Below are 20,901 nucleotides of genomic sequence, written 5' to 3' on the forward strand. Positions count from 1 at the left end.
AATAGTATAGACTCTCATGTAAGATAAGAGTCAAATTATATTTTATTTTTTTATTATTAAATCATAAAAAAGTCCCTAAATAATATTTAGGGACTTTTTCTATAAGTTTATTTCACTATTTTTTTTGTAAAATTATATATATTGAATCTTTATCTTCTTCTTCAGAATAGTAATCTATTTCAATTATATTAAATAAATTTTGAAATAAATTTATTAGTTCATCTTTTTCATAATAAACAAATCTCAGTCCATTATATATTTCTTCTAAGTCACCTCTCCAAAAAGTATGAAATAGGAGTCCGTCATCATAAAGGACTTCCCACTGTCTTGCTGCGGATTGATTAAGCTGATTCTTTGTTAAATGCTGCAATACCTTATTAGAGTATATACAGTCAAACTTTTTTTCGGTATTTATTGTTACTGCATCCAAAAGGAGTAATTGAGTATCTTTGTTATTTTCTGCATATACATTTAAAAATTCTTGTGAGTTATCAGAACCAATGGCATTATAGTATTTTTTAAGTATATTTAAATCTTTCCCCGGCCCCATCCCAAGTTCTAAAATTGTAGATTTTTCTTTCAAGTGTTTTTTTAAAACATCTATTAATTTTTTACCATCCATATCTTCACACATCTCTATATATTCCTGAACTTTCTGTCTATCATTAAAATAAGTCATAAAACATTCTCCTCCAATGTATAATAGATTTTATTTTTTACTTTTCAAAGTTATAATTACCCCTGATATGATCATAAACCCTGCTAAAACCTTAGGCAGGGTAATAATCTCTCCTAAGATAAAGTATGCCATTATCATGGAAAACAGAGGGACTAAGTTAACATACAGAGAGGTCTTGGCAGGACCTATCCTTTTTACTGATACCTGCTGAATCAGATATGCTATAACTGAAGCAAAGATCGACATATATATTAGACTGCTCCACCCCGTCCAAGTAGTACTAGGTAAGAAACTCATTGGATTTTCATATATTACCATTGGGATCAAAAGGATTACACAAAATAAAAATACATAAGAAGTAAGTTTTATAGGTGCTACACGTCCTACGATCCCTTTTAAAACTATAAAGTACAGGGAAAAAGAAAGGACAGCTAGGAGCATATAGATATCCCCTATATTAAAATTCATATTTTTAATTACATCGATAGAACCATTGGTAACTATCATAGCTACTCCTAAAAATGAGATAAGTATTCCCCCGACTGCTTTTTTAGGAAACTTTTCCTTTAAAAATAAAGACGCCATAATGGTAGTCATAATTGGATTCGTAGCTGCTATAAGAGATGTGTTCACACTGCTGGTATACTTTAACGCTGTAAAAAAGAATACATGGTAGCCTACCATACCAAGGAGGGATAGGAGTAGTATTCTGGGGATATCTGCTTTTTCCAGAGTTAAATCTTCTCCTTTTTTCCACATGATTAAAAATAAAACTACAGCTGCTATTAAAAATCTGAAAAATGTCAGAGAATATACCGGAAATTCCGCTATGGAAAATTTACCTGCTATAAAAGCTCCTGAAAAAAATAGAGTAGCAATGACCATTAAATTCTTATCTATCAACTCTTTCATCTTGTTTTTGTTTAAACTTATAACCTCGTTTTTCATCTCACTCCCCCTTGGATTTATTATAATTAGATATATTCTAGCAATAATAATTTTTTTTTACAATAGTCTTTAAAATTAATATAGTTGACTTACCAACTATATCGTGATATTATACTCGAATGAATAAAGTTGGTTAGCCAACTATTTTAGGAGGAGAGAGATGAAAAAACTACTAGGAAAAGAGATAAATGAATTGGCAAGAGATGTAAAAAAGTTTCTTCACTACCATTTAGACGGACATTCTTTAGGAGATGGACAGTTTGGAATATTATATGATGTTTTCCATAGTCCGGGAATCTCCCAGGAAAAACTGAGTAAAACAAGAAATGTAGATAAAACAACCATAGCCAAGGCTGTAAAAAAATTAATAAACAATGGATATATTCAGCGGGAAAAAGATAAGGTGGATAAAAGAGTTTACTGCCTTCTATGTACTGAAAAAGCCATTGAATTAATGCCGGAGATAGAAAGGGTTATAAAGTTAGAAAATGAAGTATTAACCGAAGATCTTTCTGAAGATGAAGTGAAAATTTTCAGAAAAATGATGGGAAAGATGACAAAGAGTATAGATAGGTATTTAAAGAGAATGGAGGAATAATTATGGATGCTTTAAGAAGATTGGAAACAGAGAAAATCTCAAAACTTTTAATGGAATTTTCTATTCCTGCCATAGTGGGAAGTCTTGTATTCGCTCTATATAATATTGTAGACAGGATCTTTATTGGAAAGGGAATAGGAGCATATGCTATGACAGGGCTCAGTATTACCTTTCCGATATTTACACTTTATATTGCTATAGGTATGCTTATCGGCCAGGGGGGAGGAAGTATTGTATCCTTGAGACTGGGGGAAGGAAAAAAAGATAAGGCTGACAAAGCCTTGGGTAATACAGTTACATTATTTACTGTGTCTAGTATCCTCCTTATGATCTTAGGCAGGATATTTTTAGATGACTTGCTTCTTTTGTTTGGAGCTACAGAAAATACCTTGGGTTATGCCAGAGATTATATGAGTATAATAAATTTACTTGTATTTTTTAATTTTATGGCAATGGGAATGAATAACCTTATGAGGTCAGAAGGCTGTTCTAAACTGGCTATGAAATATATGGTTGCAGGAGCGGTTATGAATATTGTTCTAGACCCTATTTTGATATTCTGGTTTGACATGGGGATAAAAGGGGCTGCCATAGCTACAGCATTTTCAAATGTTGCTGTGACAATAGCTGTGTTTTATCACTTTATATATAGTAAAAACAGTCATATAAAATTAAAAAAAGAAAACCTTATCTTAGATAGTGAAACTGTTAAAGAGATATTTAAAATAGGGGTATCTCCATTTACCCTGCAGGTTACTACAAGTTTAGTGGCAGTGGCGTGTAATAAAACTCTCCTTGCATATGGAGGAGATCTGGCAGTAGGAGCAATGGGGATCGTTAACAGTATATATATGTTTATGTCTATGATTATTTCTGGGATCAGGGCAGGCAGTCAGCCTATTATTGGTTATAATTATGGTGCCGGTAAATTTGATAGGGTAGTTGAAACACTAAAAATCTCTTTGGTGGGATCTATGCTTATAGCTGCATTTATTACCCTGCTTGCATTTTTTAGAGGAGATGTTTTAATCAATTTATTTAATGATGGAAATGAAGAGATCCTTCGTATAGGAGAAAGAGGATTAAAGATATGCCTGTCTATGGGAGTTCTTAATGCCTTCTATATAATAGGAGCAAATTATTTTCAGTCCATAGACCAGGCTGTAAAATCTGTTGTTTTAAACCTCATAAGACAGGTCGTGCTTTTTGTCCCACTATTTATAATTTTACCAAAATATTATGGGATTGATGGAATCTGGTTGATCTGGCCGATCAGTGATATTGTTGTATTTTTCTTTACAGGGTATTTTATAAGAAAAAATATTACAGAGCTGAAAGCGAGGCAGGTAGGGATAGTTTATTAATTTTCTAGAATTCTATTGATATAGTTGAATTGTATTGTATTTTACTAACGGATATGTTAATATTCTAGGACGGTATGAAGGGCCGTAATTTCCTAATCGATTTTGGAAGATGTTTGGGAATAAAAACATCTTCCTTTTTTATATTAGGAATATAATTAAGGAGTGTGGTAGTGTGGAAATGTTGAAGAGAGTAATTGATAGTCTCAATGGTTTTTTATGGGGGACTAATTTACTAGTTGTAATGTTGTTAGGTGTAGGGATCTACTTTACAGTAAAGACTAGGTTTGTGCAATTTAGGTTGTTTAAACACATGGTTAAACTGTTGGTAGACAAAAGTGAAAAAACTACAGGAGGAATTTCATCCTTTCAGGCTTTTTGTATAAGTACAGCCTCTAGGGTAGGAACGGGAAATTTAGCAGGAGTAGTGGCGGCGATCTCCGTAGGAGGGCCGGGAGCTATATTCTGGATGTGGATAGTTGGGATGCTAGGAGCTTCTACAGGTTTTGCAGAGGCAACTTTAGCTCAGCTATATAGAACAAGGAAAAAAAATGGAGATTTAACAGGGGGATCAGCATACTATGTTGAAAAAGCCTTAGGAAACAGAAAATTTGGGATATTGTTTGTGTTAGCTGCAATTTTTTGTTTTTCAGGAGTGAGTGCAATTACAGCTAATTCTGTGACCGTATCTTTTAACAATGCTTTTGGAATAGATAAAACTGTCATGAGTTTTTTACTGATAGTATTTACTGGGATACTTACCTTTGGTAAAGCCAGTAAAATTCCTAAGATTTTGGAAAAATTGGTACCTATAATGGCTGCAATCTATCTATTATTGGTATTTGTGATAATGTTTAAAAATATAGAGATTATACCTAGAGTTTTAGGAGAGATTGTAAAAGGAGCTTTTGGCTTTAAACAAGCTGTCGGTGGAGGAATAGGTGCAATAGTTATGGCTGGTGTAAAGAGGGGATTATTCTCCAATGAGGCAGGGCTTGGAACAGCTACAGCAGTAGCGGCTACAGCAGAGGTAAGTCACCCGGTAAAGCAGGGATTGACCCAGGGCTTAGGGGTTTTTGTGGATACCTTGGTAATCTGTACTTCTACAGCTATGATCATGCTATTAGCTGACAAGGGAGCTGTAGAGGGTTTAACTGGAATGGAGCTTTTACAGGGAGCTATGAATTATCACTTTGGAGCTTTTGGGGTAAATTTTATAGCCTTAATCTTATTTTTATTCTCATTTAGTACGATTTTGGGGATTGGATATTATGCTCAGACAAATTTGAACTATATCAGTGATAAAAACTATCTGAAGACAGGGTATAAAGTTTTAGTTTTAATAATGATCTTATTTGGAGGAGTAAGCCAAAGTGCTATAGTATGGTCTTTAGCTGATTTAGGATTAGGGTTTATGGGTGTTATTAACTTAACCGCTTTATTTATCTTGAGAAAACAATGTTTGGAATCTTTAGAAGATTATGATCTAAATGTATTATCTAAGAAAAAATGGGTAGTGAACTAAAAGGTCGCGGCGACACTTTTAAAGGCAGAGAAATTTTCTCTGCCTTTTTTATATCTGGAAAATCAAAAAAATTATTGAAAAAAATAAAAGTTGTATGAAAATTTTGATAATGATTAATTGAATGTAACGTCACTTTGTATCATTATAAATATAACAAATAAAGGATGATATAATTTAATTATATCATCCCTTATTTATTATAAATTTTGAAGAAGGTTAATAAGTGTTTCTCTAAATTCTGCATCATTGTTGGCTTTTCTTTTTTTAGGACCCTTGGTTCTTCCCCCAGAAGCTCTGACCTTTGCACTCATATGCCTAGAGAACATCAATGAATCTATATTGAATTTATTGTAGATAAACCCATTGGGATGGATAACACTATGAGTTTTTTCTAAGATAATAGTGGCTAACCCATAATCCTGAGTAACAACTATATCTTCTTTTGTGGAAATTCTCATAATTTCGAGGTCTACAGAATCATCTCCTTTTTCAACTTGGATAACTTTAAAGTCACCTTTTAATTCATGAGCTGTATCTACGACCATGATTAATTCTAAATTATATTTTTTAGATAACTCTATACATATGGATTTTACGCCTTTTGGACAGGCATCAGCATCTATTACTATTCTCAATTTTTTTCCTCCTACATCAATATTATCTATCTAAATAATATCATATTATAGAAAATAGTCAAAAGGCTGGTAAAATGTCACTTACTTTATCATCACTTATTAACTATAAGATTGAAATTATATAGATATCAATCTTATTTTTATTTTTGAATTATAGATATATAGAAAAAGTTATTTTGAGATAAGGGAAGTTTAGTTTTAAATTTTGTCGGAAGTTTTTGATTGTAGATCTCGTATGAAAACAGATAAATTTTAACAGGGAAAAAAAGTATGACTATTTTTTCTGTTAAAAATTAACCACATAAAAGTTAAAAATTTCTCATACTTTGATCGTTGTAGTTTATCTGAAATATAGTTCAAAAAATGAATGAAAAATAAAAAAAATTTTTTAAAAATGTTTTTGTGTTTCGATTATGTCCAATAATTTTAGTTGTTGTATCTAATGTTCGGATTTGATATAAAATTCACATAGCTATTAAGTGGGTTACGGAGAATTGTTAGAAGAGTCATTTGACATAAAAAAAAGGAGTTGCTATACTCAACCCATGAGAAAAAAATAACTAACTCGGAGGATTTTTATGAAGATAACAAACGTAAAAGAATTACAAGATTATTTAAAAATTATGAAGAAAGCTCAAGAGGAATTTGCTACATTTTCACAAGAAAAAGTAGATTTTATATTTAGAGAAGCTGCACTAGCTGCAAATAGAGCAAGAATAGAGTTATCTAAGTTAGCAGTAGAAGAAACTAGAATGGGAATAGTTGAAGATAAAGTAATAAAAAATCACTTTGCTTCAGAAATTATATATAATAAATACAAAGATACAAAAACTTGCGGCGTAATGGAAAAAAATGACGCATTTGGAATTGAAAAAATAGCTGAGCCTATCGGAATTGTAGGAGCAATAATACCAACTACTAACCCTACATCTACAGCGATATTTAAGGCATTAATATCTTTAAAAACTAGAAATGCTATCATATTCTCACCACATCCAAGAGCATTAAAATGCACTGGAAGAGCTGCTGAGATAATCATGGAAGCTGCAGTAAAAGCTGGAGCCCCTGAAGGAATAGTAGGATGGATCACTAAGCCATCTATGGAGTTATCTACTACATTGATGCAAAGTGTAAACATAATATTAGCTACAGGTGGGCCAGGAATGGTTAAAGCTGCTTATTCTTCTGGAGTACCTGCAATCGGAGTAGGAGCTGGAAACACTCCTGTAGTTATCGATGAAAGTGCTCATATCAAGATGGCTGTAAACTCAATATTAATGTCTAAGACATTTGATAATGGAGTTATCTGTGCATCTGAGCAAGCAGTATTAGCACCTGCTTCAATTTATGAAACAGTTAAAAAAGAATTTGCTGATAGAGGAGCATACTTCTTAAAAGGAGATGAATTAGATAAAGTAAGAAAGACTATCGTTATAGATGGACATTTAAATGCAGATATCGTAGGTCAAAGTGCTTATACAATCGCTAAATTAGCAGGAGTAGATGTAGACCCTAAGACAAAAGTTATTATTGGTGAAGTTGAGTCTACGGAATTATCTGAACCATTCTCACATGAAAAATTATCTCCAGTATTAGCTTTCTATAAGACAACTGGATTTGAAGAATCTTTAGAAAAAGCAGATAGATTAATTCAATTAGGTGGAATGGGACATACTTCTATTCTGTATGCTAATGAATTAGAATCTGTAGATAAGATCAATAAATTTAGTAAAACTATGAAAACAGGTAGAACTCTTATAAATATGCCGGCTGCTCAAGGTGCCGTAGGAGATTTATTTAACTTTAAATTAGCTCCTTCATTAACACTTGGTTGCGGATCATGGGGAGGAAATGCAGTTTCTGAAAACGTAGGAGTAAAACATCTTTTAAACATAAAAACTGTTGCAAAAAGGAGAGAAAACATGCTTTGGTTTAGAATTCCAGAAAAAGTATATTTCAAATTTGGTTCATTACCTGTAGCTTTAGAAGAATTAAAAGGAACTAAGAAAAAAGTAGTAATAGTTACTGACTCGGTACTAGCTTCATTAGGTTATACAAACCATATCACAGATGTTTTAGATGAAATCGGTGTAGATTATAGAATATTCTCTGATGTACAAGCTGACCCTACATTAGCTACAGTAAGAAAAGGTGCAGAAATGATGAAATCATACCAACCAGATGCTATCTTAGCGTTAGGTGGAGGATCACCAATGGACGCGGCTAAGATCATGTGGGTTATGTATGAGCATCCAGAAGTAGTATTTGAAGATCTTGCGATGACATTTATGGACATCAGAAAAAGAATCGTAAAATTCCCTAAGATGGGTAAAAAGGCTGATTTCTGGGCTATCGCTACATCAGCAGGAACAGGATCTGAAGTTACTCCATTCGCAGTAATCACAGATGAAAAAACAGGAACAAAGTATCCATTAGCTGACTACGAATTAACTCCAAATGTAGCTGTCGTAGATCCTCAATTAATGTTAACAATGCCAGCTTCATTAACAGCTGCATCAGGATATGACGTATTAACTCATGCATTAGAAGCATATGCATCAGTGTTAGCATCAGATTATACAAATCCACTAGCTTTAGAAGCTACAAGATTAGTATTTAAATACTTACCTCAATCAGTAGATGGAGGAGCTACAGCATTAAAAGCTAAAGAGAAAATGGCCAATGCATCTTGTATGGCAGGAATGGCGTTCTCAAATGCATTCTTAGGTGTTTGTCATTCAATGGCACATAAATTAGGAGCAGCTTTCCATATTCCACACGGAACGGCTAATGCACTTCTAATGGAAGAAGTTATTAGATTTAATGCTACAGACAGACCTCTTAAGATGGCAGGATTCGCTCAATACAAGTATCCAAATGCTAAAGAAAGATATGCTAAAGTTGCAGATTTCTTAGGGTTATGTAAAGGAAATGAAACTCCAGAAGAAAAAGTTAAATTACTTAGAAAACATTGTGTAGAATTAAGAGAAAAAGTTGGATTAAAACATACAATTGCTGACTATGGAGTAACTGAAACTGAATTCTTAGGAAAATTAGATCAAATGGTAGAGGAAGCTTTTGATGACCAATGTACAGGAGCTAACCCAAGATATCCATTGATGAAAGAATTAAAAGAGATGTACTTAAGAGCATACTATGGCGCAGAAAAATATATAAGCATGCAAAAAGCTGAAACAACTAAAAAGACAAAAGAAGTTAAAGAAAAGAAAAATTAATAGGACTTATGATTAATAGTCTATAAAAAACTGGGAAAATTTCCCAGTTTTTTTATATTTAGATCTGATTATGCTATATACTGAGATAAATTTTATTATAAAAATCTGCCTAATTCCGATCCAGCCAATGCCATTGCCATCCCCAGAATATTGTTTAGAAGAATATTCAATACACCTTCTTTTATTTTTCCTTTTTCAAATAATTGAAATGTATGGAGAGCATAACTAGAAAAAGTAGTCAGAGCTCCTAAAAATCCGATTACAATAAAATGTTTTAATTCTTCAGCTACTATATGATGTTCAAAAATTCTGTAGGAGAAACCAATTATAAATAATCCCAGAAGGTTTACTCCTAAAGTTCCAAAAGGTATATTGTGCTTTATTATACCTGAAATTCCTTTGTCGATCTTATATCTAGAGATAGCTCCGATACTCCCACCAACAGCTACCAAAACAATATTTAAAATCATAGCTATTCATCTCCTTTAAATTTGTGGTTGAAATGTTTTTTGACAATAAAATCAGTGATCTTAGCTCCTAAAAATGCAAATAAGATACCCAAAACATTGTTTGCCAATAAATTAGAGCCTGCCAAGAGATATTTTCCTTTTTCAAGGAGGATAAGGGTTGTATAGGCATAACTAGAAAAGGTAGTTAATGCCCCTAAAAACCCTGTAATAATAAAAGGATTGAATTTAGTATGGACGATCTCATGATAAAATATTTTAAATGCAACTCCAATGATGAAACACCCAATAAGGTTAACAGTTAGTGTTCCCAATGGGAAATGCATAGGATAGTATTTGGTAATAGTAAAATCAATAAGATATCTAGAGAGAGCCCCTATGGCTCCACCTGTTCCGATAAAAATTAGTCGTGACATAAGACCTCCTAAAAACTATAATTTTTATGATATAATATATTCTACCAAATAATGAGGAGAAGTGTATTATAAATCCGATAAAAAATTTGACAGTTAGTATTCGAAGTGTTATGTTTTGTGAATAAATAAGCAGGTGAAAATATAAATAAAAATCAAGAATTGAAGATATTATAACTAGGATAAAGAAGGTGAAAATTATGATTTCAAAAGAGATAAAAGAAAAGATGGAAGAAATAATAGATGGGTGTTTAGAATGTAAATCTAAACCCTGTATGAAAAATTGTGTTATGTTAAATGATTTTGGAGAGGATCCTAAATCAATTTTTAAGGAGTGTATAGAAAAAAATAAAATATTGGATAAATTATCATATTCATGTAATATGTGCAGTCAATGTACAATTGCTTGTCCAAAAGATTATAAGATACAGGATATATTTATGGAAAGCAGGAAGCTGAAGGTAGAAAAAAATAATGGAAGATCACCTATGAGAGGTCATGGAGTAGTTGAGGCTCATCAATATTTAGGGAACTCTAATTTTTTTAAAACTTCTAATAAAGCTTTAGGAGATAAAAAAACTGTGAGGGTATTTCTTCCAGGGTGTTCCCTGTCATCGTATAATCCTGGAGCTATAGGAAATATATTGGACTACCTGCAGGAAAAATATGATGGAGAAGTAGGTTCTGTCTTAAAATGCTGCGGGAAACCAACCAAGGATTTGGGACAGGAGGATAAATTTAAGAAAAGATATGCTTCAGTCCAGAGATCGATGGATGAATTAGGTGCAGAGGAGATCATCGTAGCGTGCCAGTCATGTTACGAGGTTTTTAGAGAAAATAGTCCTAATCAAAGGGTAAAATCTCTATGGGAGGTCTTGCCGGAATTGGGTCTACCTAGACATGCCAAAGGAATAGGAAAGGATTCAGATGTAATATTTGGTATCCATGATTCATGTCCTACTAGATATAATAAGAAGATTCAAGACGGGATCAGATGGATCTTAGATCAAATGGAATATGAAACTGAAGAGCCGCTACATACAAAGGAGAATACAAGGTGTTGTGGATTTGGGGGGATGGTCGGGCCAGCTAATCCTAAAATGACTCAAACAATTAGAAATAAGAGAGCAGCTGAATATAACACAGATCATATAGTAAGTTATTGTGCTGGATGCAGAGGAGCTATGGAAAGTGCAGGAAAAGATTCAGTACATATTTTAGATCTGATATTTGGAAAGAGGTATACTAAAAGTTCTGCGACTAAAAGAACTCAAGGGACAAGTGTACAATGGGTGAATAGATTTAAATCTAAAAAAGAATTGAATAAAAGGAAATAATAGAATATAGCATATATTTACTGTGACTATAATAAATTAATTTTATAAAGATTATATAGGAATGAAAAATAATGTTAAAGAGTGAAGATTTCTACTTCCTCTAGATCTAAAAAGGGAGAATATAATGAAAAAACTGCTAATTGTTGTAATGTTTATGGCTATTTTTATGATTGGAATGGCTAGTTCTCCAATATCAAAAGATTACTCCGTATATGCAGGCAGTACCTTAGTAAATCCAGAAATAGCAAGCAAGATGATGGAGTCTGAAAAGGATTTAGTAATTTTAGATGTAAGAAAACAAGGGGAGTTTGAAAAGGAACATGTAGAAGGATCCTATCAAATTTGGAGATCTGATTTTTCTGCAGATGAGGGGGAGTATAAATATAGTGGAATGAGAGCTGCTCCTCAAAAGATAGCTGGAATATTGGGTTCATATGGAGTTACTAGTAATACCCACATCTTGTTATTAGGGGAAGGTGAAGCTGGTGAAGCATATAGATTATGGTGGATATTGGATATGTATGGACATAGGAATATATCGGTGATCGACGGTGGGATAGAAGGATGGAAGTCAGCTGGACTAAAGGTGGTAGAGGGGACAGTGGCAAAACCAATAGTTCCAACAATATATATATTTACGAATCCAGAAAATTTGTCTAAGTCGGCGGATTTAGAAGATGTTAGATCTGCCATAGCAGATGATTTGGTGATATTAGATACAAGAGCCTACCTTGAATCTGATGGATTCACTCAAGAGGAGAAAAAAATTGCGGTGGGAAGAATCCCAGGTTCGTATAACATTCCGTGGAATCTGATGATAGATAAGGATAAAACATTTAAATCATCTAAAAAGATAAAAGGAATTTTTGATGAACAGGGAATTACAAAAGATATGCCGATTATTTTATATTCTCAATCAGGAGTAGAATCTGCCCATATGACATTTGTATTAAGAGAGTTGTTGGGATATAAAGATGTTAGAAATTATGATGGTTCATGGATTCAGTGGTCCTACGAATCGTCCCAGGGAAATGTTGAAGTTGAGAAAGATAATATTTTTAAAGTTTTATTCAGCTACCTTACAAAGAGGGAAAAGTTAGAAAGTGTAATTACAATGCTGGGAGTATGGGGTCCTCTCGCTTATATATTGATATATATCTTTGTAACCCTTACAATTTCACCTGCTTTACCGATTACAATAGCTAGTGGAATAATTTTTGGGCCAGTAATGGGGGTTGTCTATACAGCCATTGGAGCAGGGATAGGGCTTTCCTTATCTTTCTTGATAGCGAGATATATTGCAAGGGAAGCTATTGAAAGAAAGTTTGGAAATACAGCAATCTTTAAAAAAATAGATGAAGGAGTGAAAAAGGAGGGATGGTTTATTTTAGCTATAACCAGATTAATACCTATCTTTCCCTTTGGAATCCAAAATTATGTATATGGATTAACTTCTATTGGGTTTATAAAATATGTTGTATTATCTACAATATTTATCCTCCCAGGAAGCTCTGTATATGTTATGTTGGCAGGAGCCTTTACATCTGGGGATAAGGCTATAGTTTTAAGGTACTCAATCACAGCTTCGCTTATATTTATGGGTCTCATGGTGGTAACTAAGATTATCAAAAAAAAGTGGAATTTATAAAAGTAAAAGAATAACTAACTAAACTTTTTAGGTATTGTATCTATTTAAAGTTAAGAAAATTGCCTGCTTTTAGCGGGCAATTTTTATTTTAAATTAGTATAAAACACCATTTATAAAATTCGTTTTTATTGAAAAATTGCTTAAAAAATGGTATAAATTATGTAAATAAATTTTTAAAGGAGAGGAATTATGTTTAAATTAAGATTTAATTGAGCCTGAATAGCTGATAAACTTCTGGATGAAGTTATAATGGAACTTTTAGAATCTGAAAAAGGATATATTATGTAGTTTTGACTACTTCAATATTATAAACATTTATTCCAATTCACTCTTTAACTTCCAACTCATTTTAAAAATTATGATGGATATAAATAAATATATTAACGAGATGTTTTGACCTTAATATTTTATCTACTCCTAAATAATTACTTTCGGAACTGTTCTGTTCCAATTAATAATCATTGTAAAAATCAAGAAAATAAAAAATTTAATCTTAATATATAACTATAATCTTCTTGATAAAGCAGGGAGTTATTTGTGGTGTGTTAAATTTAAATTGATATATAATAAAAATTATACGAGTATATGGAGGTTAATTAATTGAAGTATAAAAAAGAAAAAGGAATAAAAATAGGCATTTTAATAGTCGTAATAGGGCTATATTTATTCGTACCAGTAGTTAAAATAAACATCAATCAAGCTATTTTTATTCTTAAAAATGTAGATGTTGATTTGGCAAGAGGTTATATCTTAGGATTTGGAATGTGGGCACCAGTTGTATCATTTTTATTGATGATCCTTCAATCCATAGCAGCTCCTCTCCCTGCTTTCATAATAACTTTTGCAAACGCGGGTTTATTTGGATGGGTAAAAGGGGCCATTCTTTCTTGGACAAGTTCTATGGCAGGAGCAGCTCTTTGCTTCTTTATTGCAAGATTTTATGGTAGAACAGTTGTAACAAAATTAACTGGTAAATATGCACTGGATAGTGTGGATGATTTTTTTGATAGATATGGGAAATATACAATATTGATAGCACGTTTATTACCATTTATTTCTTTTGATATTGTCAGTTATGCTGCCGGGTTAACTTCTATGAGTTTTTTCAGCTTTTTTGTTGCAACGGGGATAGGACAGCTTCCAGCAACGATAGTTTATTCATATATTGGAAGTATGTTAACAGGGACAACCAAAACAATAGTAGTGGGATTACTTATGTTATTTGCAATAAGTACATTAATCTTTTTACTTAAAAAAGTTTGGAATGATAAGAAAGAAGCAAAAGATATAATAGATCTAAATTAAAAGGGGGAAGAAATGAAGAAAAATCACATCAAATTTGGACTACTTATTTTATGTACGTTAGCATTTACTTTATTTACTAGTTGTAATAAACAGTCAGCTGAGAAAGCAAAAGAAATAGATCTATCGATATATGAAAAAGGAGATTACTTTATCAGTCCACAAGAGCTCAAGTCATTGTTGGGATCAGAAAATTTAATATTATTAGATTGTAATAATCCAAAAATATATGCTAAAGAGCACATTAAAGGAGCAATTGGAATTGGGTTCCATGCTTTTTCAGAAAAAGTTGGGAAACCAGGAGACCCAGGTTGGGGGACTATAAAATCAAAGGAGGAGTTGATTAAAAAACTTATTTCATTGGGAATAGATAATGAAAAAATAGTGGTACTTTACTCCGATCTATTTAAAGGTCCTGGTGCAGATGGCCGTGCAGCCTGGCAGTTAAGGTTAGCAGGAATGAATAACGTTAAAATCCTTCATGGAGGATCTACTTATTGGAAAGAACTTGGCTATGAAATGACAAAGGATATTACAATGAAACCAAATCCTAGTTCAAGTATAACTTTAAAAGATTATGATAAAAGTTTTATGATAACAAAGGATGAGCTTTTTGAAAATTTGGATAAAAAAATAGTTGTTGATGTAAGAACTAAAAAAGAATTTGATGGATCTCAAAATGCAGGAGAACCTAGAGGTGGTCATATAAAAGGAGCAAAACATCTTGTTTGGACCGATCTATTAAATAAAAATGGAACTTTAAAGACACCAAAAGAAATAGAAGAGATAATGGGTAAAATGGGAATCTCTAAAAAAGATGATTTTACACTTTACTGAACTATGGGAATAAGATCGGGTTATGCAACTATGATCCTCAGAGCCGGTGGCTTTGAAAATGCGAAAAACTATGAAGGTTCTATCTATGAATGGAGTGGCGATAAAACTATGCCAATGGAAAAATAGAATTTAATAAGCTACTTTTAGTATTTTGAGCTGTAGATATATTTCTACAGCTTTTTTCTAACTTATGTCTAATAATTAGAAGAATTTATTAGATATAAAATTAAAGTATCTAAAAAATAGGGAAAAAATTATTAATAAATATTATGTACTGATGGTAATCTAAATGTTTATTTAAAAGGGAATAAACACTCAGAATAGAAGGTATAATTATGGTATAATAGTGGAAAGAGCACAATTATTTAAAGGGGGAGAAGAGGAATGAAAAAATTAATGTTTCTATTAATATTAGTGAGTTTTTTATTGATAGGTTGTGGGAAAAAAGCAGAAAAATCTAAAAAAGCTGTTTTGGACATGAGTTGGGAAGAGATTGAAAAAAATGCTGATGGGCAGAGTGTTTCTATAACAATGTGGGGAGGAAGCAAGGAGATCAATAAATATTATGATGAATTTATAGCTCCTAATTTGAAAAAAGAATATAACATAACTTTAAAGAGGGTACCGGTTACAGATATCAGACAGCCTCTGAATAAACTGGTTATCGAGAAAGAAGCTAATAAAATAAATGGTAGTACAGATGTTATCTGGCTCAATGGAGAAAATTTTAAATTTGCTAAAACTAATGGAATTTTATTGGGAGATATCAACTCTAAGATGCCAAATATAGAAGGTGTAGATCCAAATGCTCTTAGGAGTGATTTTGGTGAGCCGGTAGATGGATTAGAAGCACCTCTAGGACAGGCTAACTTTATAATGATAACAGAGGTTAAGAATCCTCCTAAGACAGCAGCAGAACTTCGATCATGGGTAATGAAAAATCCAGGAAGGTTTACTTATTCCAACCCCAATGACTTTGTGGGAAATGCCTTTATAAGGACGTTGGCTGTAGATATATTAGGAAGAGATGATTTTACAGTGGAAGAGATGGGGCCAGTATGGGACTACTTAAATGAAATAAAACCTTATCTATGGAGGGAAGGAAAAACATATCCTGAATCTTCAGAAAGAAATCACGAATTGTTTGCTAATGGAGAGGTTGATTTTTCTATCAGTTACACTCCTAGTATTGTAGAAAATAAAGTGACTTTAGGTGAGTTTCCTAAAGATACATATCCATATGTAATGAGTGTAGGAAGTTTTACAAACAATCACTATCTAACTATAGCTAAAAATACACAAAACCCAGAAGCAGCTTTGGTTTTTATAAACTATATGATCTCAAATGATCCTCAAGAGGAAAAGATGAAGTCTTCAGTCTGGGGAGACGGAGCAGTTACTAAAAAATTAAAGGAAGAGTTGTTTACACCTCAATTGGAGGAGTTATCACCAGAGGTAACAGAAGGGATAAAAGATGAATGGTATGAAAAAGTGGCAAAAGCTTAAGAATCACCTGGGAATCCTGCCCAGCATCATTGTGATGTTGCTATTATTTTGGAGTGGAATATTGAAATCTTTTCAGCAGATATTTGATTATAAATTACTGGAAAAAGTAATAAATAAGGGAGAATTTTTAAATTCTTTGGTTTATACAGCCAAATTAAGTCTGTGCTCTATAATTTTAGTGGGGCTAATATCCCTTTTGGGAATATATGTTCTCTACCTTCTCAGTACAGAGGTCGATCTGATAAAATTAAACGGGATAAAGATGTTTTTTTTGTCACCTATGTATATTCCCTATCTTTTGGGAGGATATATGATCTCGAACCTGATTGGCCAGAGTGGTATTATCTCTACTCTATGTTATAGGTTGGGATGTATTCATAAGATGGATCAATTCCCGATTTTGGTCAATGAGAGTCATGGATATTCAATTATATTGACCTATGGATGGAAGGCCAGCCCCTTTGTCGTTCTCATGGTCTATTCAACGATGATAAAAATAAATAATGAATGGCTGGATGTGGCTAAAGTCTATGGGGTAAATAGGTATCATTTTTTTAAAGAGGTGGTATTTCCAATAATATTTCCTATTTATTTGAGTTCATTGTTTGTAGTTTTTGCTCATATATTTGCTTCATTTGAGGTTCCCTATCTTTTGGGAGTAACCTATCCTAGGACTCTACCAGTTTTAGCCTATGAAAAATATGCCAGAAATAGTATAGCTCATAGGGGAGAAGTGATGGTAATAAATAGTATAATTATATTATTAACAGCCAGTGTGGCACTAATTATCTATAAATTAAATAGATCACTGGGAGAAAGGGTGGAATTAGAATTAGAAAAATAATTATAATAGCAGGATTGGTATTTATACTGGCAGTTTTATTCCCATTTATTCCTTTGATTTTAGGTTCTATATCTAGTGGATGGAGGTTTGGAGAGATACTACCTTCTAATTATTCCATAGATGGATATAAATACGTATTGAAAAGCAGATCCACGTGGGTCGGGATGGGGTATAACTTATCTATTGCCTATATAGTGGCTGTAATCAATCTGTTTCTAGCTATACCTGCAGCTAGGTTTTTATTCAGAAAAAAAAGCAGATTTAAGGGGATCTATATGGTTATTTTATTTGCCCCCCTAATAATTCCATCTCTATCGTCTGTATTGGGGATTCATCATAGTATGATAATCTATGGTTTAACAGATAACTTATTAGGAGTGATATTGGTTAATATAATACCTAGTTTTCCCTATGTACTTTTAAGTCTTTATGGTAGTTTCAAAGGATTTCCTAAAAGGTTAGAAGAGTCGGCACTTATTGACGGGGTCTCAAAATTTCAGATGTATAGGTATATTATCCTGCCCATATTACTTCCTGGGATATTGATCGGATCAACAATATCTATATTGATATCTTTATCGGAATATATATTGACCCTTCTTATTGGAGGAGGAGAGATAATAACCCTTCCAATCTTGATGTTTCCATACTTAAGCAGCGGAGATAAGGTTGTGGGGGCAGTTTATGCTATCCTATTTATTCTCTTTAATGTTGTTGGAATTTTATTGTTTGAGCTGGGAATAAGGTTTGGGTTGAAGAAAATCACAAAAATTAAGTAAGTTTAAAAATAAGGAAGACTTGTGCTAGGTGTCTAATTTTCTTAGGGCTAATTTATAAAATTGCTCTTTAAATAAATATTAAATTTAATTATACACATGGTTCAAAATTATTGAGGGAGGAAAAATGTTAGATACACACGGAAGAAAATATGTACAACCAATAATTAAATGTTTTGCAGCTGGATTTATAAAGGTGGGGGTCAGTGCCAATCAAGTTACGATTATGGCTCTAATATTAGGACTTAGTGTCCCTTTGTCTATATACTTAGGTTATTCCTTGGCAGGAGTGGCTCTGTTATGGGTATCGGGGCTTTTAGATGCTGTAGATGGGACCATTGCCAGATCAAAGGGATCCAATCTTTTCGGAGCACTTATGGATATAACCTTTGACAGGATAGTGGAGATCGGAATAATGCTAGCCCTGGCTATAAAATATCCAGAAAGTAATTTCTTATTTTTTCTCCTTGCATCCAGTATCATAATAAGTATGACTATATTTTTAACAGTAGGAACATTGTCTACTAAAATAAGTGAAAAATCTTTTTATTACCAGGCTGGTTTAGCAGAAAGAACGGAAGGTTTTATATTTTTTTCAGGGATGATTTTATTTCCTCAATACTTAAATATCATAATAACTATATTCATCTTAATAATAATCTTTACTGCCGGTCAGAGGATGGCAGAAGCTAGAAAGATATTAAAATAAAAAATGGTGTCACAAAGCTCTAAATGAATTTTGTGATACCATTTTTATTTATTTATGAAGACTTTCATTGTGATTGATTGTAACTTCACTCTATTGTATAACTTTAGCAGTATTCCTTTAGAGCCCTTAGAAGTTCTGAGACTGACCAAGCTTGAGCAAAGCACCCACGAGCTTTGAATGGTTTATCCCCATCAAAAATTTCTGAAATAGAGTTGATACATCCTTCCCCATAAAAATGATGGATTAATCCATTAAGCAGTATTTTATTTTCCGATTTATTCTTATAGACCTTATTGTATGCTCCGATAAAATGCCCCATAGGCCAAGCCCAGACTGTTCCTTGATGGTAACAAGAATCTCTCTCATAGAGGTTTCCGAAATAAACACCTTTATAATGAGGGTTATTTTTATCTAATGATTTTAAACCTTTAGAAGTATATAGATCTTTAAATACTCTATCAACTATAAGTTTCTCTTTTTCTTTGGTTAGAAGAGAGTGGGGAAGTGAAATAACAAATATTTGATTTGGTCTTATATCGGAATTTTTCTCCCCACCTATATAATCGTATAGACACTGATCTTTTTCATTCCAAAATTCCTTTTCAAAATTTTCTTTTAATCTATTGGCAAGATTTGTATAGGTCTGGTTATCTTCCCTAAATTTTTCACTCAATTTTTCCATTAGTTTCATCCCATTATACCAAAGAGCTTGTATTTCAACAGGTTTACCATATCTAGGAGTTACAGCCCAGTCCTTATATTTTACATCCATCCAAGTGAGCTGGGTATTCTCACCTCCCCCATTTAAAAATCCATTCTCATCGATATGGATATTATAGCGAGTTCCTTTTATATGATAGGAAACTATATCCTTTAATGTCGGATAGATCTCCTCCTCAATAAAACTATAGTCATTGGTATATTCTAGATACTTTAATACTGCAAAGAAATACCATGGTGCAGCATCAATTGTATTATATTGTAATTTTTCACCTTCAAAAGCAGGAAATACATTGGGAAGCATACCATCACTGCAATATCTTGCAAATGTTTTTAATATAGATCTAGCATCTTCAAATCTGCCAGTTGAGAGGGTAAGACCGGGTAAAGCAATCATGGTATCTCTGCCCCAGTCACCAAACCATGGATAACCGGCTAGGATAGTTTTCCCGTCTATTCCCTTTCTGTATGTAATAAAATCATCACAGGCAACGGCTAGATCACGTAAAAGTTTATCTTCTTTGGAGGTCATATCTTTTAATTTATTTATTCGTTCTATCTCATGCTGATATAACAAATTTATATCTAAGTCTGTATTGTTTAACTTATCAAAGGAGGCGATGATATAAAAATCTTCCCCTTTTTTTAATGAAATAGATGTTTTTAATAAATTATAGCTAGAACCTAAGTCTTTGCCGCCTCTTTCATCTAATTCAATATCATAAGCTATATTTTTTCTTATACTTCCCGGGATAGTATTACCATAGAAATCTTCCTTTTCTTCAGTAAAAGGGAGCTCCTCTAATTGCCCGTTGGTATAGATATAGATAGATTTATCGGCAAAAGAAACCTGGTTATCCTTTACTCTTAAATCAAATTTGTTTCTATTTAAAACTTCATGATAATCTCTATAATCAAAAAATAAATTGGTATCTAATTTATTTACCTCTCTGGCAGAAGCTAAGATACGATATTTTGTTACCACCATCTCTCTTTCGAAAGGCATAAAAATTTCTTTTTCTAAAATAGTGCCATTTATAGAAAAAATCCATTTAGGAAATGGATTAATTTCAAAACTTTCAATATTTTTAAAGCCTTTGTGTATATATTCTTTACTAGCGTCGATTGTTTTATAGGTGAATAAATCAGTTTCATTCAAACTTTCTTCAATCTTATGAAAAGTCATCATCCTATTAAGGGGAGGGATAAATGATTTTATAAACATACCATGGTAGCTGCGAGCTAAGTTTCCATTTATGGAACCAGAGCAAAATGAACCTAATCCATTGGATAAAAGCCATTCTCTATTTGTCCCCTCTGCATAATTACCTAAGATGCTTCTTCCTATTATAATTTTCCC

19 protein-coding genes are annotated in these 20,901 nt (G+C 32.6%); 13 read left to right on the forward strand and 6 right to left on the reverse strand.

Annotation, left to right across the window (positions count from 1 at the left end):
* Nucleotides 1–115 precede the first annotated feature (115 nt).
* Nucleotides 116–679, reverse strand: coding sequence for a class I SAM-dependent methyltransferase (locus tag K337_RS18430; RefSeq protein ID WP_051251764.1), 564 nt, complete (start codon nucleotides 677–679; stop codon nucleotides 116–118).
* A 30-nt stretch (nucleotides 680–709) separates the two neighbouring features.
* Complete coding sequence (locus tag K337_RS0112185; RefSeq protein WP_211226105.1) at nucleotides 710–1,627, reverse strand: DMT family transporter; 918 nt, start codon at nucleotides 1,625–1,627, stop codon at nucleotides 710–712.
* A 160-nt stretch (nucleotides 1,628–1,787) separates the two neighbouring features.
* On the opposite strand from K337_RS0112185, the gene K337_RS0112190 reads away from it, so the two are divergent.
* The 3 genes from K337_RS0112190 to K337_RS0112200 all read left to right on the forward strand — a co-directional run bounded on the left by K337_RS0112190 (nucleotide 1,788) and on the right by K337_RS0112200 (nucleotide 5,111).
* Complete coding sequence (locus tag K337_RS0112190; protein WP_028856861.1) at nucleotides 1,788–2,225, forward strand: MarR family winged helix-turn-helix transcriptional regulator; 438 nt, start codon at nucleotides 1,788–1,790, stop codon at nucleotides 2,223–2,225.
* Between the two features lie 2 nt (nucleotides 2,226–2,227).
* Nucleotides 2,228–3,589 carry an MATE family efflux transporter gene (locus K337_RS0112195; RefSeq protein WP_028856862.1) on the forward strand — a complete coding sequence of 454 codons (1,362 nt, stop codon included), beginning with the start codon at nucleotides 2,228–2,230 and terminating at the stop codon, nucleotides 3,587–3,589.
* Between the two features lie 178 nt (nucleotides 3,590–3,767).
* Complete coding sequence (locus K337_RS0112200; RefSeq protein WP_051251922.1) at nucleotides 3,768–5,111, forward strand: amino acid carrier protein; 1,344 nt, start codon at nucleotides 3,768–3,770, stop codon at nucleotides 5,109–5,111.
* Nucleotides 5,112–5,308: 197 nt separating this feature from the next.
* Here the strand turns inward: K337_RS0112200 and K337_RS0112205 are convergent, their stop codons facing one another.
* Nucleotides 5,309–5,746 (reverse strand): YaiI/YqxD family protein, encoded by a 438-nt coding sequence (locus tag K337_RS0112205; RefSeq protein ID WP_028856864.1) that lies wholly within the window; start codon nucleotides 5,744–5,746, stop codon nucleotides 5,309–5,311.
* A 578-nt stretch (nucleotides 5,747–6,324) separates the two neighbouring features.
* On the opposite strand from K337_RS0112205, the gene adhE reads away from it, so the two are divergent.
* Nucleotides 6,325–8,982, forward strand: coding sequence for a bifunctional acetaldehyde-CoA/alcohol dehydrogenase (gene adhE, locus K337_RS0112210; RefSeq protein ID WP_028856865.1), 2,658 nt, complete (start codon nucleotides 6,325–6,327; stop codon nucleotides 8,980–8,982).
* Between the two features lie 95 nt (nucleotides 8,983–9,077).
* Here adhE and crcB (K337_RS0112215) read toward each other — a convergent pair whose 3' ends face one another.
* Nucleotides 9,078–9,452, reverse strand: coding sequence for a fluoride efflux transporter CrcB (gene crcB / locus K337_RS0112215; RefSeq protein ID WP_028856866.1), 375 nt, complete (start codon nucleotides 9,450–9,452; stop codon nucleotides 9,078–9,080).
* Between the two features lie 2 nt (nucleotides 9,453–9,454).
* A complete protein-coding gene (gene crcB, locus K337_RS18435; RefSeq protein ID WP_051251765.1) occupies nucleotides 9,455–9,865 on the reverse strand; it encodes a fluoride efflux transporter CrcB in 411 nt (136 codons plus the stop codon).
* Nucleotides 9,866–10,062: 197 nt separating this feature from the next.
* On the opposite strand from crcB (K337_RS18435), the gene K337_RS18440 reads away from it, so the two are divergent.
* From K337_RS18440 to K337_RS0112270, 9 genes are all read left to right on the forward strand, one after another.
* Nucleotides 10,063–11,199, forward strand: coding sequence for a (Fe-S)-binding protein (locus K337_RS18440; protein WP_037029884.1), 1,137 nt, complete (start codon nucleotides 10,063–10,065; stop codon nucleotides 11,197–11,199).
* 124 nt (nucleotides 11,200–11,323) lie between these two features.
* Nucleotides 11,324–12,847: a rhodanese-like domain-containing protein gene (locus K337_RS19280; protein WP_051251766.1), complete on the forward strand. Its 1,524-nt coding sequence runs from the start codon at nucleotides 11,324–11,326 to the stop codon at nucleotides 12,845–12,847.
* A 600-nt stretch (nucleotides 12,848–13,447) separates the two neighbouring features.
* A complete protein-coding gene (locus K337_RS0112240) occupies nucleotides 13,448–14,152 on the forward strand; it encodes a TVP38/TMEM64 family protein (RefSeq protein ID WP_037029887.1) in 705 nt (234 codons plus the stop codon).
* A gap of 12 nt (nucleotides 14,153–14,164) precedes the next feature.
* Nucleotides 14,165–14,986, forward strand: coding sequence for a sulfurtransferase (locus tag K337_RS0112245; protein WP_028856868.1), 822 nt, complete (start codon nucleotides 14,165–14,167; stop codon nucleotides 14,984–14,986).
* Nucleotides 14,987–14,989: 3 nt separating this feature from the next.
* Entirely contained in the window at nucleotides 14,990–15,112 is a 123-nt protein-coding gene (locus tag K337_RS20300) for a rhodanese-like domain-containing protein (protein WP_245584898.1), read from the forward strand.
* Between the two features lie 258 nt (nucleotides 15,113–15,370).
* Nucleotides 15,371–16,492: an ABC transporter substrate-binding protein gene (locus K337_RS18455; protein WP_051251767.1), complete on the forward strand. Its 1,122-nt coding sequence runs from the start codon at nucleotides 15,371–15,373 to the stop codon at nucleotides 16,490–16,492.
* A complete protein-coding gene (locus K337_RS0112260) occupies nucleotides 16,461–17,336 on the forward strand; it encodes an ABC transporter permease subunit (protein ID WP_028856869.1) in 876 nt (291 codons plus the stop codon). Before K337_RS18455 ends, K337_RS0112260 begins: the two co-directional genes overlap by 32 nt.
* A gap of 14 nt (nucleotides 17,337–17,350) precedes the next feature.
* Nucleotides 17,351–18,115 carry an ABC transporter permease gene (locus K337_RS0112265; protein WP_051251768.1) on the forward strand — a complete coding sequence of 255 codons (765 nt, stop codon included), beginning with the start codon at nucleotides 17,351–17,353 and terminating at the stop codon, nucleotides 18,113–18,115.
* A 124-nt stretch (nucleotides 18,116–18,239) separates the two neighbouring features.
* On the forward strand, nucleotides 18,240–18,821 hold the full coding sequence (locus K337_RS0112270; RefSeq protein WP_028856871.1) for a CDP-alcohol phosphatidyltransferase family protein: 582 nt from the start codon (nucleotides 18,240–18,242) through the stop codon (nucleotides 18,819–18,821).
* Between the two features lie 103 nt (nucleotides 18,822–18,924).
* Here the strand turns inward: K337_RS0112270 and K337_RS0112275 are convergent, their stop codons facing one another.
* Complete coding sequence (locus K337_RS0112275) at nucleotides 18,925–20,895, reverse strand: amylo-alpha-1,6-glucosidase (protein WP_028856872.1); 1,971 nt, start codon at nucleotides 20,893–20,895, stop codon at nucleotides 18,925–18,927.
* Nucleotides 20,896–20,901: the final 6 nt, after the last annotated feature.

The organism is Psychrilyobacter atlanticus DSM 19335 (assembly GCF_000426625.1).
Classification (GTDB): domain Bacteria; phylum Fusobacteriota; class Fusobacteriia; order Fusobacteriales; family Fusobacteriaceae; genus Psychrilyobacter; species Psychrilyobacter atlanticus.